The sequence below is a fragment of the Pseudoramibacter porci genome (assembly GCF_009696145.1).
GTDB classification, from domain to species: Bacteria; Bacillota; Clostridia; order Eubacteriales; family Eubacteriaceae; genus Pseudoramibacter; species Pseudoramibacter porci.
Window position 1 is genome coordinate 14,648 of the sequence record NZ_VUMO01000005.1, and the last position, 16,342, is coordinate 30,989.

The following is a 16,342-nucleotide window of genomic DNA, read 5'->3' on the forward strand; positions in this document are numbered from 1 at the left end:
TACCTCTACATAAAAAGAAGGCCTTTCAGCCCGCTTCCTTTGTCTTTGACGCTTGCGCCTTATTTTCATCTAATAAAACTGGCTGTGCCGGATCAAAAAGAATTTCGCGAAGGGTGTGCGCTTTCAGCACCGATGCGAGCTGGTGCTGAATCGAAAGCAAATGTTCCTGGACACGGCAGTCTTCATCGTGGCTTTCGCACCACGGACAGGCGTAGTCATGGCCGCTGACACAGGCCGCAACGCCCGGTGCGTCGCCCAGCGTCGCCATAACATCGTACAGTGTCACTGCCGAGAGCGACTGGGCCAGCTCGTAGCCGCCGTCTGCACCGCGGGTAATGGCGACGATCTGGCCGCCCTCGAGTTTTTTCAAAATTTTATAAGCGTACTGTCTGGGTACTTTTTCCGAACAAGCGAGCATTGCCACGGTGTGCCTTTTGCCGTCGGAAAGACCGCGGATCAGCCGAAGGGCGTAGTCCGTCTCTTTTGTGATTAACATCATATTCCTTTTCTCTTTTCTATATCACAATCCCTGCACCATTCAACCATGATGTAGGGATTTTTGCGTTGTTACGCGTCAATATCTCTAGTTATCCATTTTATGAACGCATTTTATCACAGGGTGAAAAACGCTGCAATTATTTTCAAAAACTCGCTGCCTTGATTTAAGAATTTGAAAGATACCGCACCTTATGACGTTTTGATCAAATCATTTCCCGGGAAATAAATCACACAGCTTGAAAAAGACAATAAAAAAAGCACAATGCGTATGCATCGTGCTGATCTTTCATGGCGGAGAAGGAGAGATTTGAACTCTCGCGCCGCGTGAGCGACCTACACCCTTAGCAGGGGCGCCTCTTCAGCCAACTTGAGTACTTCTCCGTACTGTGCTTCGGGATTCCACGCTGATTGTGTCACTGAATCGCAAAGCTTTATTCAATTAAAATGGCCGAGAGGGTGGGATTCGAACCCACGTGGGCTTGCACCCAAACGGTTTTCAAGACCGCCTCGTTATGACCGCTTCGATACCTCTCGGAACACGTCATCGCAGTACGCGACAACTGCATGAAATATTATAACAGGGGCTTTCGCCCCTGTCAATTCTTTTATTAAATCTTTTAAATATTTTTACAACAAAAAACCTATAACTAGCAGACCTTGACGACCCAGTTGAATGGATCTTCGACAGTTCCGTGCTGAATACCGACCAGCGTGTCGTAAATTTTCTGAGCGCTTGGGCCGATTTCGTCGTTGTTAAAGACCATATCTTCGCCAGCGTAGTTCAATTTGCCGATCGGTGCGACGACTGCTGCGGTCCCCATCCCGAAGACTTCTTCGACTTTGCCTGCGTGGTAGTCATCCAATAATTCCTGAATCGGCAGCACCCGTTCTTCAACGGTTTCGCCCCAGCTCTTAAGCAGCTGAATAATGGATTTGCGGGTAATCCCCGGTAAGATGGTGCCAGTGAGTTTCGGCGTGACAAATTTGCCGTCGATCTTGAACATGATGTTGCAAGAGCCAACTTCTTCGATGTTTTTACGCGTCGCGCCGTCGAGCCACAGCGTTTCTTCGTAGCCTTCTTCGTTGGCCTTTTCTGTTGCAGCCAAAGAACCTGCGTAATTGCCGCCGCATTTGGCTTCGCCGGTACCGCCGGCAACGGTTCTCGCATAAACCTGTTCGATGTGCATGACAGCCGGTTTCAGGCCATCTTCGTAATAGGAGCCGACCGGACAGAGAATGATGAAAAATTTATAAGTACTGGAAACGTGAACGCCGATATAATTTTCCGTTGCGAAAATAAACGGGCGAATGTAAAGCGACGTTCCTGGAGCTGTCGGGATCCAATCCTTTTCAATTTCGACAAGCTGCTTTAAGGCTTCGAGCGCAAAATCTTCGTCAATTGGCGGAATGCACAGACGCTTGGCTGAACGGTTTAAGCGCGCAAAGTTTTCCTGCGGGCGGAACAGCTGAACGTGGCCGTCCGGCGTTTTATAGGCCTTTGTCCCTTCGAAAACTTCCTGGGCGTAGTGGAACACACAGGCAGAAGGATCGAGACTGATTGGGCCGTAGGGTTCAATCGTCGCGTTATGCCAGCCGTTTTCCGGATCGTAATCCATCGTGAACATATAATCCGTGAAGATGCGGCCAAAGGGCAGATTGCTCTGATCCGGCTTTTCTTTCAGCGTTTTAGCTTTAACAAACTTGATATCCATTTATTTCTCCTCATCTATCAATCGCCATCAAACGATTGGTCATTTAATAACAGTAGCTTTATTTTATCAATCATGTATACAATCTACAAGACATTTATTGCACTTTTTCTGATACAATTTCAGTTTGATTGCATCCGCACTTTTTGATACACTACTTCACATGAAACAAACGACTTCTTCAACGATTTTCCCCGCGCCGCCGGACGGCGCGGCGGACGCGCTCCTTTCCTGGTTTTCTGAAAACAAACGCGATCTCCCCTTTAGACGTCCCGGGGAAACGACCCGTGCCGATCCTTACCGCGTCTGGATTTCGGAGATCATGGCCCAGCAAACCCAAATTGACACGCTGATTCCCTATTTCGAACGGTTTATTGCCGTCTTTCCAACGCTTAAAGATCTGGCCGAAGCCAGCGAAGAGGCTGTCCTCAAACTTTGGGAAGGCCTCGGTTATTATTCCAGAGCCCGCAATCTGCGAAAGGCCGCGATACAGATTCAAGCGCTCGGGGATTTCCCCGACACGGCCAAAGCGCTTGCAAAACTTCCGGGCATTGGTCCGTACACTGCCGGCGCCGTCGCTTCCCTCGCCTTTAATCAAAAAGCCGCGGCTGTCGACGGCAACGTCCTGAGGGTTGTTAGCCGACTCATGGACAGCCCGGCCGACACGGCACTGCCTGCGGTGCGCAAGGCGATTTCGGCATGGCTCTTAACCTGGATGCCGGAAGACCGGCCAGGAGATTTCAACGAAGCACTCATGGAACTCGGCGCCCTCGTCTGCACGCCGAAGTCCCCGTCTTGTTTGATCTGCCCGTGGCGCGATGTTTGCCTTGCCCTTAAAAACGGCACCATCGGCGAGCGGCCGGTTAAATCGAAAAGGATGAAGCACCGAACCGAAAAAATCGCCGCTGCCATCGTCACCGATGCGGCCGGGCGCCTCTTAATCCACAGACGCCCGTCCAACGGACTGCTCGCCGGACTGTGGGAACTGCCGAACGTGACCAACTCAAAAGAAAGCGCTGCCGCTTTGAAAAGGTATCTCGAGTCCGTGCTCGACACGACCGTGTCCGACCCTGTTTTCATAAAGAACGGCCGCCACGTTTTTACCCACATTACCTGGCAAATTGCCGTTTATCAATTGCCGCTCCACAGCAGCGCCACGTTAAAATCGCGCGACTGGGTGTTTGCCGACCGAGATGATCTTAAGACGCGTTATCCGCTGCCCACTGCCTTTTCCAAGCTGCTTGCGTGACACAAAAAAATCCGAAGGCTGTCCATTCAGCCCTTCGGATTTTTTCTTCGTCGTTTTAGTCTAGCTTGTACAGCCGACCTGGTTTTCTCGGCAGTTCCTTGGGCGCATCGTCGCGATAACCCACAACACAGTGGCCGATGCCTTCATAATCGCCTTCGATCCCAAGAGTCTTCAAAATGGCCTTGCCTTCAGGCTGTTCAAATTCCTGCTTGGCCCGATGAATCCAACACGCGCCGAGGCCAAGTCCTTCGGCCGCTGTCAGCATGTTGCCGATGACGAGCGCGCCGTCGTACATGTAAGTGGGGGCTGATTTATCTGCCAGCACAGCGTACACGACCGGTGCGCCGTAGAACGGGTCGCCGTCCGTCCCCATAATGCCCGCATTGAGTTTGGACAGCATATCCCGGATCGCTTTGTTGCGAATCTGAATGATGATGACCGGCTGACGGTTTCGGCCTGAAGCCGCATTGAGCCCTGCCGATGTAATCTGATCTAGTAGACCGTCCGGCACGGGATCTGCTTTGAATTTTCTGCAGCTTCGCCGTTCGAGCAGCGCTTTCATTACCTTGTTTTCCATTGTAAACCCTCCTCCTCTGTATGATAAAATTTCTCATCTTCTTTTATAAATCCCGGCTGATTTCATTGCTCCAGTCGGAGTAATAGCGTTTGCCGCCGATTTTGATGTAAGCACGCACTTTTCCCTTAACCGTGCAGCCCGAATCGTTGACGTAAACCGCCACCGACGTCGTCGTGTCGTTCCAGTTCACCGGCCGCACCGCTTCCGTATCGTCGTCTTTGGTCTTCGTGATCGCCACCTCGTAGCCATCCGCGCCATCTACCGCGTTCCACGAGAAGCTGATGCCGTCCATATCCTGAATCTTGGTATCCTGCCAATCCTGCGCTTTTGGCGCCGCCAGCGCCGAAACGGTGTAGACGCCGTTAAGCACCGTGCCCTTCCGGCCAGAGGCGTTGTAAGCCACGACGCGAATCGTCGTCGTTCCCGGCGGCAGTTCAATGGCCGCGGTGTACACGTTGGACTTTTTCGTCGGCGCTGTGCCGTCTGTCGTGTAATACAGCGTGTCGGTTTTGTGTCCCGATTTGATGGCCAGTTTAAAGCCGATGCTGTAGCTGCCCGGATTTGAAGCAAAGCTCGGCCGGCTGACCAGCAACTGTTTTTTGAGCTTGAGCATATCGGTGTCACCCGTCGCCTGAGCCGCTTGATCGATCAGCTTCGAGACCGTCGAATTGCTGCGCCCTTCGCTGATGTAGAGATCGATCAGCTCGCGGTAAAGCCGTTTCAAGTCGCTCTTACTTTTCGCCGCCTTGATCCCGTGTTTGACAATCTGTTCGCCAAGTCTGAGCTCGCCGATTTTTTTCGCCGCCTGACCGCCGGCTACGGCCGTTCGCCGATCGATATTCGCGGCGATCGAAACCTCTGTCAAAAGTGTTTTGGCCTCGCTGTCCTTGTTCTGCACCGCTGCGGATTTTGCCTGCAGCGCTTTGCCGTAATCCGTTTCTTTGCGCTGCTTAGCCTGTTCGAGATAGCGGTCGGCTGCCTCGGGCTGGCCTTTCGCCAAAGCGGCCGCCGCCAGACCTTCGTAGCCTTCGACACGCCGATTGTTCATCTTGACTGCTTCCTTAAAGGAAGTCTGCGCCGCGGTGTAAGCCTTCTGATCCAAGTTGCGATTTCCTATGTCGATTGCCGATTGATATTGATGATTTTGGAACAGCAGCGCCGCTGCGCCCACCCCGCCGGCAATCAGAACCAGCACCACGATCACCAGGGTCGTCTTCAGCCGGCCTGAAGCAACCCGAGTCCCGACTGGTTTGGGCGGCATGCCTTCTTTGCGGCGCTGCGGCTGTGTTTTCTGCTCCGGCTGAACCGGCTGGCCGCATCGGGGACAATATTTCATCTCAGGCCCCAACTGCGCTCCGCACTTCCTGCATTTCATATTTTTTATCTCCATTACTTTTCTTTTATTTTAGCATGATGTGCCCTTTAAAGCAATTAAGCGCAGGCGCGGACAAAAGCCTCGAAGACAGCTAAGCTTTTGGGATCAGTCTCGAAGGCGCACTCCGGATGCCACTGAACGCCAAGGAGGAAAGCCCGTTTCGGATCGCTGACGCTTTCCACCACACCGTCCTCAGACACCGCCTGAACAACGAGGCCGGAACCGACCTCCTTCACCGCCTGATGATGAATGGAATTGACCGCGTACGCGCCCGCGCCGACAATACCGCTTAAAAGCGTGTCCGACAAAATCTCAACCCTGTGAATCGGCACATTGTAAGGCGGGCGTTGGTGATGTTCGGTCGCTGTCGGATGCTCCGTTGGCAGATCCTGATACAGATTTCCGCCGTAGAGCACATTCATGAGCTGAATGCCGCGGCAGATGCCGAGTACGGGCTTATCCCCTTGAGCGGCGGCGTGAAATAAAATCACGCTCATCCGATCCAATGGCTCGCAAATTTCATCGGTATCGGTTCGGCGCGGCTCGTTGTAATAAGACGGTGTCACATCCTGACCCCCTGGAAAGAGAAAGCCGTCATAGGTTTTTGCAAAATCGTTCAGGATCGCTTCATCCTCGGTGTAGGGCAGCATTACCGGAACACCCCCGGCCGCAAGGATACCCTTCATGTACCCAGGCAGCATCCAATAACTTTTCCGCTTCAGATCCATCAGTGGCAGAATCGCGATTTTTGGTTGCTTCATCGTTTAACCTCGTGTGCTATAATAAAATCAATTCATATTATAAACAAAAACAAATGAAAATGCGAAGGGTCGATGAAAGCTTCCATTCTTTACTTACTTTTTACTGAAATCTGCTGTAAATTTTATGATACTTCTATATAGTAATCTGACGGAGATATTGACGTTAATGGATTGATGAATATTAGAAAGAGAGTACACCATGCCAAATGAAAACCTGACATCCGCTGCAAAAGCCCCATCTGTGAGCCCTTACGACTTCATGCAAAACCGGGAGCTGTCTTGGCTGAATTTTAACGACCGGGTCTTAAGTGAAGCGCAGGATCCGTCGGTTCCCCTTCTCGAACGCCTTCGCTTCGTCCAGATCTTCGTTTCAAATCTCGACGAATTTTTCCGCGTCCGCGTCGGCTCTTTAATCGATATGGTCCCTGCCGGCGATGCCTACCACGACAGCAAAACCGGCTGGACCGCCGACGAACAGCTCCAGCACATTTACCGTGCGTCCAGAACCCTCTGCGCCAAAAAGGATCGCGTCTACTTTCATCTCGAGCACAAGCTGCGCCATCAAGATATCTGGCATTTGTCCTACGACGAGTTAACTGACGACGAACAGGAATACATCGAGCAGCATTTTCAAAATCATATCCTGCCGCTGCTTTCACCGCTGATTATCGACGCCCACCATCCCTTTCCCCATCTGCAGAACAAAAAAATCGAAATCGGCGTCGTTTTAAAGGATCAGGCAGAGCGCAAGGTCTTCGCAATCATTCCGATCCCCGACAGTCTTCCGGACGTCATTTACCTGCCGTCCCGCCACGCCTTGCGCTACATTTCCACTGAAGATGTGGTCTTCGATTACGCGGATATTATCTTCGACACGTACACCATCGTCGAAAAAGTCAAGATGTCGATCACGCGCAACGCAGACATCCACGCCGACGACGAAGATTTTGAAATCAACGACGATTTCCGCACCGTGATGCGCGACATGCTCAAGCGCCGCAAGCGCCTGGCACCGCTCCGTCTGGAACTCTCCAACACGATCAGCGACACCTGCTACGATTTTCTGAAAAAGAAACTGCGGCTGGCCGACGCTCAGATTTTTTACGTCAAATCGCCCATGCGTTTAGGTTACGCTTATCCAATCGCTGACAAGCTCAACGACGAACAGAAGGCCAATCTGCTTTACGCGCCGTTTTCGCCGCAGATTCCCGCATCGGTGAACATGAGGCAAAAAATGGAACCGCAAATCGAAAGCCGCGACATTCTACTCTCCTTTCCTTACGATGCTATGGATCCTTTCGTGAAAATGGTCTCCGAAGCGGCAGACGATCCGTCTGTGCGCGCCATCGCCATTACGATTTACCGGTTATCCTCCAAGAGCAAGCTGGTCGACGCCATCTGCCGCGCCGCCGAAAACGGCAAAAACATCACCACCCTGATCGAACTCAGGGCCCGATTCGACGAGCAGAACAACATCGACTGGTCTGAACGGCTGGAAAATTCCGGCTGTACGGTCATCTACGGCACGCCGGGCTTCAAAGTCCACTCGAAAATCTGCCTGATCACGCGGGAAAAGAACGGTGAAATCACCTACCAGACCCAAATCGGCACAGGCAACTACAACGAAAAGACAGCCGCCCTCTACACCGACCTGTCGCTGCTCACCGCCAACCCGGCCATTGGTCTGGACGCCATGCGTTTCTTCCAGAATATGGGCCTTGAAAAGCTTAACGCCAAATACAACAAGCTGATCGTCTCGCCATCCACCTTGAAATCGACGGTGCTGAAGCTGGTGGACGAACAAATTACTCGCGGCAGCGAGGGCGAAATGTTCTTCAAGCTCAATTCCCTGACTGACGTGGACATCATCCAAAAGCTCAAGGAAGCTTCCTGCGCCGGCGTTAAAGTCAACATGATCATCCGCGGCATCTGCTGCATCGTACCGGGCATTCCGGGCGTTACCGAAAACATTAACGTGCGCAGTGTCGTCGGGCGCTACCTCGAGCACTCCCGGATTTATCGCTTCGGCGCCGGAGAAACGCAAAAAATGTACATCGCTTCCGCTGATTTCATGACCCGAAACACCGAACGCCGCGTCGAAGTCGGTGCGCCGATCCTCGACCAGGGGATCCGCGACCAAATCAACCACATCGTAGACATCATGATGCACGACACGTCGAAGGCGCGCATCCTCGGACCAGACAAGCTGTATCACCCGATCACCGACGATAAGGGCGCCGCGCTGCCGCCCTACGACTGCCAGCAGGCGCAGATGGACGAAGCCATTCAAAACTGCTTCCGCCCCCAGATAAACAGGCTTTCAAACGGCGCCGACCGGCCAAAGCACAAGACGTCTTTCTTCTCAAGGCTCTTTCACCGCGACCATTAAGCCCTTCAATACATCGACAATGCCAGACGATATGCACATCGTCTGGCTTTTTATTTCAAAAAAAAATACAGCAGCCTTTTAAGCTGCTGTACGTTTTTGATTTAATCCCCAATGCGCAAAATTAGTTGTTGTCGATGTCCAGTTCTTTTAAATATTTTTTGAATCGATCGCCGACCCCCGGCATGCGCAGACCGTATTCGACGGTCGCTTCGAGGAAGCCGAGCTTATCGCCGACATCGTAGCGGCGTCCCGCAAAATCGTAGGCGATCATTTTCTGGCGGCGGGCCAATTTTCTCAGCGCATCCGTCAGCTGAATTTCGCCGCCGGCGCCGCGGCCGGTGTGTTCGAGGATTTCAAAAATTTCCGGTGTAATGACGTAGCGCCCCAAAATCGCCAAATCGCTCGGCGCTTCGTCAATGGCCGGCTTTTCGACCAAATCATCGACGGCAAATTCGTAATCGTTGATGGCCTTTCCCGAAACAATGCCGTATTTGTCGACTTGATCCTTGGGCACACGCTGCACCCCGATGACCGATGCCTGGTGTTTGTTGTAGACGTTGATCATCTGCTTGAGGGCCGGGTTTTCTTTGTTGTAGACAATATCGTCCCCCAGCACCACTGCGAAAGGTTCATCCCCGACAAATTCCTTGGCGCACAGCACGGCGTGGCCGAGCCCCTTGGCTTCGCCCTGGCGAATGGTGTAAATGTTGGCCATATTGGTAATATCTTCGACCATCTGCAGCTCAGCGTTTTTGCCCTTCATGCGCAGATTGAATTCCAATTCCGGCACGTGGTCAAAATGGTTGATGATGATTTCCTTATTGCGGCCAGTGATGATTAAAATGTCGGTAATGCCCGACGCGACAATTTCTTCGACGATATACTGAATGGTCGGCTTATCGACGATAGGCAGAATTTCCTTCGGAACCGATTTGGTCACCGGCAAAAACCGCGTGCCCAGACCCGCTGCCGGAATCACTGCCTTTTTCACTTCTTGTGTCATGAATGCTCTCCTGTATTGATTTCGTTCAAATTGAATTGAAATGCCCCTTGCATTTCTATCTGTCTTCTTATAAGTATAACGGCTTTAATTCAAATCTTCAAGCTTTTCAAACAGGCCGACCGGCTTCAGGCCCAGCGCTGCGATCTTTTTTCGGTCAAGACTGCCCGTCACATCGACGATCTGCCGGCCCGCCATGCGCTTCGCGAGCGCCGGTGTCAACATCCGGCCCATCCCCGGCCACGCGCCGAGAATGACGACCATTTCCGCATTCTTTGTCGCCTCAGCACAGCTGGCGCAGAACGTAAAGGCCGCCCGTGTGCGGAACAGCCGCCACTTCGCCTGATCCATGCCCCACGGCAGGTAGAGGGCGAACGGTTTTTCGCCTTCAAAAGTCTGGTCTTCAAAGGATTCCGCCATCGCTTTGAGCAGCGCCACCGCCGGTGTCTCCCGAAGGTCGTCCGTTCCGGGGACGTTGGACAAGCCCAGAACGGCAACTTTCCCGCCGCTGGATGTGATCTTTTGAACGGCCGGCATCAGCCAGGCCTTCACTTTTTCAAAATGCGCCGTATTGGCTGTCTGGAACCCGTCAATTAAAGACAACTCTTTTTTCTCAAAGGCTTTCAAATTCTCCAGCTCCTGACTCAGGCGCCGTCCGCCCACGCCGGCGGACAAAGGGGCACCCGCCCCGCGGTGCAGCTTTTCGCCTTTGGCCAAAATTTCAAAGACCTTCTGCCCCGACGCGCCGCAGTCTGCAGCGATGTCCTGCCAGTAATTGGCCAGCACTTGCGCAAAAGCAGCCCGCGCCGCATCTGATACGGCGGCCGCTTCCGCGTCTTCCGGCGTGCAGTAGATTCGGCGGCTGCTGTCCGGGTCCATCACCGCAAGCGCTGCTTCCACCGGCTGATACCGGGCATCTTCCCCGACGACGATCGGCGCCTCTCGGCGCATGGCCTTCATCATCGCGCCGTCGTCGTACAATTCCGGAAGCGCGATGACGTGAACCGGTACGGCGTCCTCGCGGTTTGCGGCCGCGTCCTCCGCGACGCGCTGCAGCGCGCGGATGCCGCCCGGCGGCAGCGTCGTCTTAACGGCAAGCACAGTGGTTTCCGGGCACTGGTTGGCGGCCTGGCGCACCACTGACTCAATGAATCTGAGGGAGGGCCTGCCGTCTTCCCCCGCCGGTGTCATGCCGCACAGTGTAATCAGGCGGCATTCCCGAAAAATCCGCCGCGGCTGCGTCAAAATCGTCAGACCGCCGGATTTGATCTGCGCCTCGAGAGCTGCTTTAAGCCCTGGCTCAACCCCCGGCAGCGACATTTCCTCCTGAATGCCCTCGGCCATATCTTCGTCCGGGTCCGTCGCCAAAACGGCCAGGCCCTTTTCCGCCTGAACGGCGGCCCAGGCCAGCCCTGTCACCGTCAAGCCGATCACGCCGACCGTCATGCGGTGCTCTTCTTCTGTATGCGTATTTGCGTTCCAATTCGTGTTCATCATGGTGCTATTATAACAAAGAACACCTGTCTCAAAAAATAAAAAACTGTTCCGATTTTTACAATTTTTTGTTGAGCCGCCGCGTTATCATAGACTCATCAAATCAAACAGATCAAGACAAAGGCGTCTCACCTATTCCGGTGACGGCGCCTTTTTGATTGATGGAGGCAAAACATGAAATTTTCAAGAGTTGAAATCGTCACGGACAATGCAAAATTAGAAACCCTGCTCAGTGCAGTTGGGCAGTACGGCATTTCTGGCATCACCGTTTATCAGGTTTTGGGCTGCGGCGTTCAGTACGGCTCTAAAGAATACGAAGGGGAATCAAAGAAAACGCCGACGCTCCTTCCCAAACAAGTGGCCATGGTCGTCATGCCGACCGATCAGGTCGACGCCTTTTTGAAATTCGTCAGCGAAGAATTGTACACCGGCCACATTGGCGACGGCAAAATCTTCGTATCCGACATTCAGGAAATTATGCGCGTGCGCACCGGCGAAGTCGGCATCGAAGCGCTGGAACCCCAGAAGCACTAAGCGCCGTTTTCTTAAATTCAATGGATTGATAACAAAAGGAAGTGAATCCTCTTGGCTGCTAATAAAAAACTCGGCATGGGCAGCGTCGTCGCCACCGGGGTCGGCCTGATCGTCGCCACCAGCTGTCTGCTCTCTCTCGGGCAGGGCGCCTCGGCAATCGGGACCACGTTCATCATCTCGATGGTGATCGCCTGTGTCATCAACATTCTATTCGCTTTATCGGTTTCGGAGCTCAATTCGCTGATGCCTAACATCACCGGCGGGCTGCCGCAGTACACCCTCGCGAGCATGGGCCCCTTTGTCACCATCGTCATCATGGTGGGCGGGTATCTGGCCTGCAACACGATGGTCAGCTCGGCGGAATGCGCGATGTTCGGCAACACCATCCAAAGTGTCTTCCCGCAGGCGGGCATTCCGGCCTCGGTCTACTGCGTCATCCTCGTCGCCATTTTGATCGCCATCAATTTAAACGGCGTCGACATCTTCGCCAAGGTTCAGGATTTCGTCGCCTACGCCCTGATTATCTCGCTCTTAATTCTCGGCGTCCTCGGGACGATTAAAGTCGGCACCGGCACACCGATTTCTCAGCCGGCTGTCCTCTCCTCGAAGTTCTCGGACATCACCGGGCTCTGCGGCTTGGCTTTCTTCCTCTTCATCGGATGCGAATACGTCATCCCGATCGGGGATAAAATCGACAATCCGCGCCGGAAAATCCCCGTGGGGATGATCATTTCCCTGCTCTTGGTTCTGACTTTTCAGATTTTTATGTGCATTGGCTTCAGCCATTACACTCCGTGGGCAGCACTCGGCAAAAGCACGACGCCCCACGTCCTCTACGGCACCCTGCTTCTCGGCCCTGTGGGGACGTACTGGATGGCGGTCGTTTCCATCCTCGCTGTCGTCTCGTCGGTCAACACGGTCATTTCCTCTCTGGCCTATATCGCTGCAGGGATGGCGAAAATCGGACTGCTCCCTGAAATTTTCAACAAGACGAACAAGAAGGGCGCACCGGTCGCCGGTATCCTCCTCTTTGGCGGGATCATCCTCGTCATCAACGCCGTCGGCCTGTCGACTTCTTCGTCGCTGTCGTTCTTAATTCTCTGCGGATGCGCCTTCTGGATGCTGTCCTACATCGTCACCCACATCAACGTGCTCATCTTCAGAAAACGCCTGCCCAACGCGCCGCGCAAGTTCAAAGTGCCGGGCGGCCCCATCATTCCGGTCCTCGGGGCCATCGGCATGGCCTGGATGTTCTGGAATATCTCTTCCGATCCGGCAGAACGGGCATTGATTTACATTGTCTGCCTGATCATGGTCGCCGTCTTAAGCGTCTACGCCGTCTTGTGGATCAAAAAAGTCATGCACCGTCCGCTCTTTAAGGCCTTCCCGGTGGAAGAAGTCATGGCCATGGACAACGACCTCTACGCTGTCTACCACGATCCGAAAACCGGCAGGCTGCGCGCCAATATCAGCCGCGGCGGCGTCACACCTGTCGCTGAGCGCGACGCATAACCCCAAACAAATGCAACGTATTTAATTGATTCACATTCCATTATGATTTTGAAAGGACACAAAAATGAGTTACCCAAAAATTGATTTTCTGTATTTAAGCGAACCCGATATGTTAAAAGCCGGCGTCGATGACGTCGTCGCCTGCACCGACTGCATGGAAGAGCTGCTCAAGCTGCTCGACAAAGGCGACTACCGCATGGGCGGCGAAAACGGCAACTCCCACGGCTGCATGGTCACCTTCCCCGATCATCCGGAATTCCCTGGCATGCCGGCCAACGGCCCTGACCGCCGCTTCATGGCCATGCCGGCCTACGTCGGCGGCCCGTTCCAGGTTGCCGGTGAAAAATGGTACGGCTCCAACACCGCCAACCGAGAAAAAGGCATTCCGCGCTCGATTTTGATGGTCATGCTCAACGACAAGGACACCGGCGAACCGGAAGCCCTGATGTCCGCCAACCTGATCTCCGCTTACAGAACCGCCGCCATTCCTGGCGTCGGCGTCAAACATTTGGCCCTCGAAGACGCTAAAGTCCTCGGTGTTGTCGGCCCTGGGGTCATCAACCGCGCGACCATCGAAACCTTTGCTGCCCTGCGGCCGTCTCTCGAAACCTTAAAAATCAAAGGCCGCGGCCAGGCGTCCATCGATCGCTGCATCGAATACGTCAACACTAAAATGCCGGGCCGTTTCAAGGACATCATCGTCTGCGACACCCTTGAAGAATGTGTCCGCGATTCCGATATCGTCAGCTTCTGCACCAGCATCACCGGCGGCGATCCGGCCAATTATCCGCACGTCGAAACCGAATGGATCAAACCTGGCGCCTTGTTCACCTGCCCGATGGCCGGCGACTTCAGCGACGACATCATCGAAGATCCAAATACCAAGCTGGTCGTCGATAACTCCGGACTCTACGAAGCCTGGGCGGAAGAATATCCGTACCCGACCTACAACACCATCGCCATTCCGGGGAGCAAATTCACCGACATGATCCACGACGGGAAAATCGAAGCCTCCAGAATCGAAGACCTCGGCGGCATTTTAAACGGCCGCTTCCCAGGCAGAAAGGACGACAAGCAGGTCATCATCTACTCCATCGGCGGGATGCCAATTGAAGACGTCGCCTGGGGCAAAGTGCTTTACGACAGAGCCGTTGAAAAGGGCATCGGCGTGAAGCTCAATCTCTGGGACAGCCCGTACTTCTATTGATCCTAAGGACTTCTCCTTTAATCTTTATTGAAAACATCCATTTACTGACTTCTTCACAAAAGACTCCTGAGGACAAGCTTTTGCCTTCAGGACTCTTTTATCTATATTAGAAACAGAGGTACACATGAGTACAAGATTAACCACCCACCCGATTTTAGGGACGTACGAAAAGGGCCCTAAAGTCAATTTCACTTACGACGGCAAACCGATGACCGGTTACGAAGGTGAGCCGATTGCGATGGCGCTCAAGGCAGCCGGCGTCATGGTCCACCGCTACACCTCCAAAAAACACAGCCCACGGGGCATTTTCTGCGCGATCGGCCGCTGCACCGACTGCGTCATGATCGTCGACGGGCAGCCAAACGTCCGCACCTGTATGACCCCGTTGAAAGCCGGCATGACCGTCCAGACCCAATACGGCGTCTCGGCTGAACCCTTTCCAGAATTGGAGGAAAAAGCATGAAACGTGTTGATTTAATCGTCATCGGCGCAGGCCCGGCCGGGCTCTCCGCCGCCATCGAAGCTTCAAGCCGGGGGCTGTCCACCGTCGTTTTCGACGAAAACGCCCGCCCCGGCGGCCAGCTCTTTAAACAGATTCACAAATTCTTTGGCTCAAAGGAACACAAGGCGAAAATCCGCGGCTTCCGTATCGGCCAGACCCTCCTCGACGAAGCGGGAAAAGCCGGCGTCGACGTCGTCTTGAACGCGACGGTGATGGGCATTTACATGGAAAAGGAAGTCGTCGTGAAAATCGGCGAAGCCATCGAACACATCAAAGCCGACGCCATCATCGTCGCGACCGGCGCCTCTGAAAACATGGTCACCTTCAAGGGCTGGACCCTGCCCGGCGTCATTGGAGCCGGCGCGGCTCAGACCATGATGAACCTTCACGGCGTCAAACCGGGCAACCGCATTCTGATGCTCGGGACCGGGAACGTCGGCCTCGTCGTCTCCTTTCAGCTGCTTCAAGCGGGATGTGAAGTCGTCGCCTTGGCTGACGCTGCACCTTTTATCGGCGGCTACGGTGTCCACGCTTCTAAGGTCGCCAGAACCGGCGTGCCGTTCTACCTGTCCCACACCATCGTCGAGGCCGAAGGCGACGATCACGTCACCGGCGTCACCATTGCCGAAGTGGACAGCCACTTCAACTTTATTCCCGGCACAGAAAAACATTTCGATGTGGACACGATCTGCGTCGCCGTCGGCCTTTCGCCGATGAGCCAGCTGCTCAAAATGGCCGGCTGCAAAATGGAAGACAACCCGAAACGCGGCGGCCAGGTGCCGATCATCGATGAACACGGCGCCACTTCCGTTCCCGGCATTTTCGCCGCAGGGGACGTCGCCGGAATCGAAGAAGCCAGCTCTGCAATGATCGAAGGCCGCCAGGCCGGACTCTACGCCGCCCAATACCTCGGCTATGCCGAAGAAGACGAATTTTCTAAAGGCGAAGACGAATTGGACGCGGCACTCTCAGGTCTTCGCCAGGGCATGTTCGCGCCGGGTAATAAAGGCAAGCGCATCGAAAAAACCGACGAGGGTATTCCGATTTCCCAGTCCCTTTTGCACCACGGCTTCGTCGCTGACGACGAAATCGAACGTTTTCCCGGCGTTACCCACCGCCCCGGCGTCCATCCGGTCATCGAATGCACACAAAATATCCCATGCAACCCGTGCCAGGATGCCTGCCCGAAAAAATGCATCGCGGTCGGCGAAAAGATCACCACCCTGCCCCACATCAACGAAGACAACCCCTGTGTGAATTGCGGCATGTGTGTCGCGTCCTGTCCGGGGCAGGCGATCTTCTTGATTGACGAAGACTGCGGCGACGGCACCGCTGAAATCACCCTTCCCTACGAATTTTTGCCCGTCCCCGAAAAGGGCTCAGTCGGCAAGGCGCTTTCGCGGAAAGGCGAACCCGTCTGCGACGCGACCGTCGTCAATCTGCGCACCGCCAAGACCTTCGACCAAACGGTCCTGCTTACCATGAAAGTCCCAAAGGCCTACGCCATGACGGCGCGGTTTTTCAAAGCTGAATAG

14 protein-coding genes and 2 tRNA genes are annotated in these 16,342 nt (G+C 54.0%); 7 read left to right on the plus strand and 9 right to left on the minus strand.

Translation table 11 applies throughout. The annotated features are described in order from the left end of the window. Window positions 1-25: 25 nt before the first annotated feature. From FYJ52_RS04720 to FYJ52_RS04735, 4 genes are all read right to left on the minus strand, one after another. Window positions 26-499: an RrF2 family transcriptional regulator gene (locus FYJ52_RS04720; RefSeq protein WP_235901540.1), complete on the minus strand. Its 474-nt coding sequence runs from the start codon at window positions 497-499 to the stop codon at window positions 26-28. A 288-nt stretch (window positions 500-787) separates the two neighbouring features. Further along, window positions 788-879: transfer RNA gene (locus FYJ52_RS04725), tRNA-Ser, on the minus strand. Window positions 880-943: 64 nt separating this feature from the next. Beyond that, window positions 944-1,032 (minus strand) — tRNA-Ser (locus FYJ52_RS04730). Window positions 1,033-1,145: 113 nt separating this feature from the next. After that, window positions 1,146-2,210 carry a branched-chain amino acid aminotransferase gene (locus tag FYJ52_RS04735; RefSeq protein WP_154576111.1) on the minus strand — a complete coding sequence of 355 codons (1,065 nt, stop codon included), beginning with the start codon at window positions 2,208-2,210 and terminating at the stop codon, window positions 1,146-1,148. A 160-nt stretch (window positions 2,211-2,370) separates the two neighbouring features. Between FYJ52_RS04735 and mutY the strand changes: the two genes are divergently transcribed. Then, window positions 2,371-3,456, plus strand: a complete 1,086-nt coding sequence (mutY, locus tag FYJ52_RS04740) for an A/G-specific adenine glycosylase (protein ID WP_154576112.1) — start codon at window positions 2,371-2,373, stop codon at window positions 3,454-3,456. 55 nt (window positions 3,457-3,511) lie between these two features. Here mutY and FYJ52_RS04745 read toward each other — a convergent pair whose 3' ends face one another. From FYJ52_RS04745 to FYJ52_RS04755, 3 genes are read right to left on the minus strand one after another with little or no spacing between them, the layout of a single operon-like run. Then, the gene (locus FYJ52_RS04745; protein ID WP_154576113.1) at window positions 3,512-4,033 is read right to left on the minus strand and encodes a nitroreductase; all 522 of its coding nucleotides are present in this window, start codon (window positions 4,031-4,033) and stop codon (window positions 3,512-3,514) included. 43 nt (window positions 4,034-4,076) lie between these two features. Continuing rightward, entirely contained in the window at window positions 4,077-5,423 is a 1,347-nt protein-coding gene (locus FYJ52_RS04750) for a chitobiase/beta-hexosaminidase C-terminal domain-containing protein (protein ID WP_154576114.1), read from the minus strand. Window positions 5,424-5,464: 41 nt separating this feature from the next. Continuing rightward, a complete protein-coding gene (locus tag FYJ52_RS04755) occupies window positions 5,465-6,169 on the minus strand; it encodes a gamma-glutamyl-gamma-aminobutyrate hydrolase family protein (RefSeq protein ID WP_154576115.1) in 705 nt (234 codons plus the stop codon). A gap of 199 nt (window positions 6,170-6,368) precedes the next feature. Here FYJ52_RS04755 and ppk1 point away from each other — a divergent pair, with 199 nt between their 5' ends. After that, entirely contained in the window at window positions 6,369-8,558 is a 2,190-nt protein-coding gene (gene ppk1, locus FYJ52_RS04760) for a polyphosphate kinase 1 (protein ID WP_154576116.1), read from the plus strand. 121 nt (window positions 8,559-8,679) lie between these two features. On the opposite strand, the gene galU is transcribed toward ppk1, so the two are convergent. After that, window positions 8,680-9,561, minus strand: coding sequence for a UTP--glucose-1-phosphate uridylyltransferase GalU (gene galU, locus FYJ52_RS04765; RefSeq protein ID WP_154576117.1), 882 nt, complete (start codon window positions 9,559-9,561; stop codon window positions 8,680-8,682). 84 nt (window positions 9,562-9,645) lie between these two features. Continuing rightward, window positions 9,646-11,055, minus strand: a complete 1,410-nt coding sequence (locus FYJ52_RS04770; protein ID WP_154576118.1) for a UDP binding domain-containing protein — start codon at window positions 11,053-11,055, stop codon at window positions 9,646-9,648. A 171-nt stretch (window positions 11,056-11,226) separates the two neighbouring features. Between FYJ52_RS04770 and FYJ52_RS04775 the strand changes: the two genes are divergently transcribed. From FYJ52_RS04775 to FYJ52_RS04795, 5 genes are all read left to right on the plus strand, one after another. After that, window positions 11,227-11,586: a P-II family nitrogen regulator gene (locus FYJ52_RS04775; RefSeq protein WP_154576119.1), complete on the plus strand. Its 360-nt coding sequence runs from the start codon at window positions 11,227-11,229 to the stop codon at window positions 11,584-11,586. Window positions 11,587-11,637: 51 nt separating this feature from the next. Continuing rightward, a complete protein-coding gene (locus tag FYJ52_RS04780; protein ID WP_154576120.1) occupies window positions 11,638-13,098 on the plus strand; it encodes an APC family permease in 1,461 nt (486 codons plus the stop codon). A 64-nt stretch (window positions 13,099-13,162) separates the two neighbouring features. Next, window positions 13,163-14,305: a tyramine oxidase subunit B gene (locus FYJ52_RS04785; protein WP_154576121.1), complete on the plus strand. Its 1,143-nt coding sequence runs from the start codon at window positions 13,163-13,165 to the stop codon at window positions 14,303-14,305. A gap of 124 nt (window positions 14,306-14,429) precedes the next feature. Then, window positions 14,430-14,768: a (2Fe-2S)-binding protein gene (locus tag FYJ52_RS04790; protein WP_154576122.1), complete on the plus strand. Its 339-nt coding sequence runs from the start codon at window positions 14,430-14,432 to the stop codon at window positions 14,766-14,768. Then, entirely contained in the window at window positions 14,765-16,342 is a 1,578-nt protein-coding gene (locus FYJ52_RS04795) for an FAD-dependent oxidoreductase (protein WP_154576123.1), read from the plus strand. The genes FYJ52_RS04790 and FYJ52_RS04795 overlap by 4 nt, the downstream gene beginning before the upstream one ends.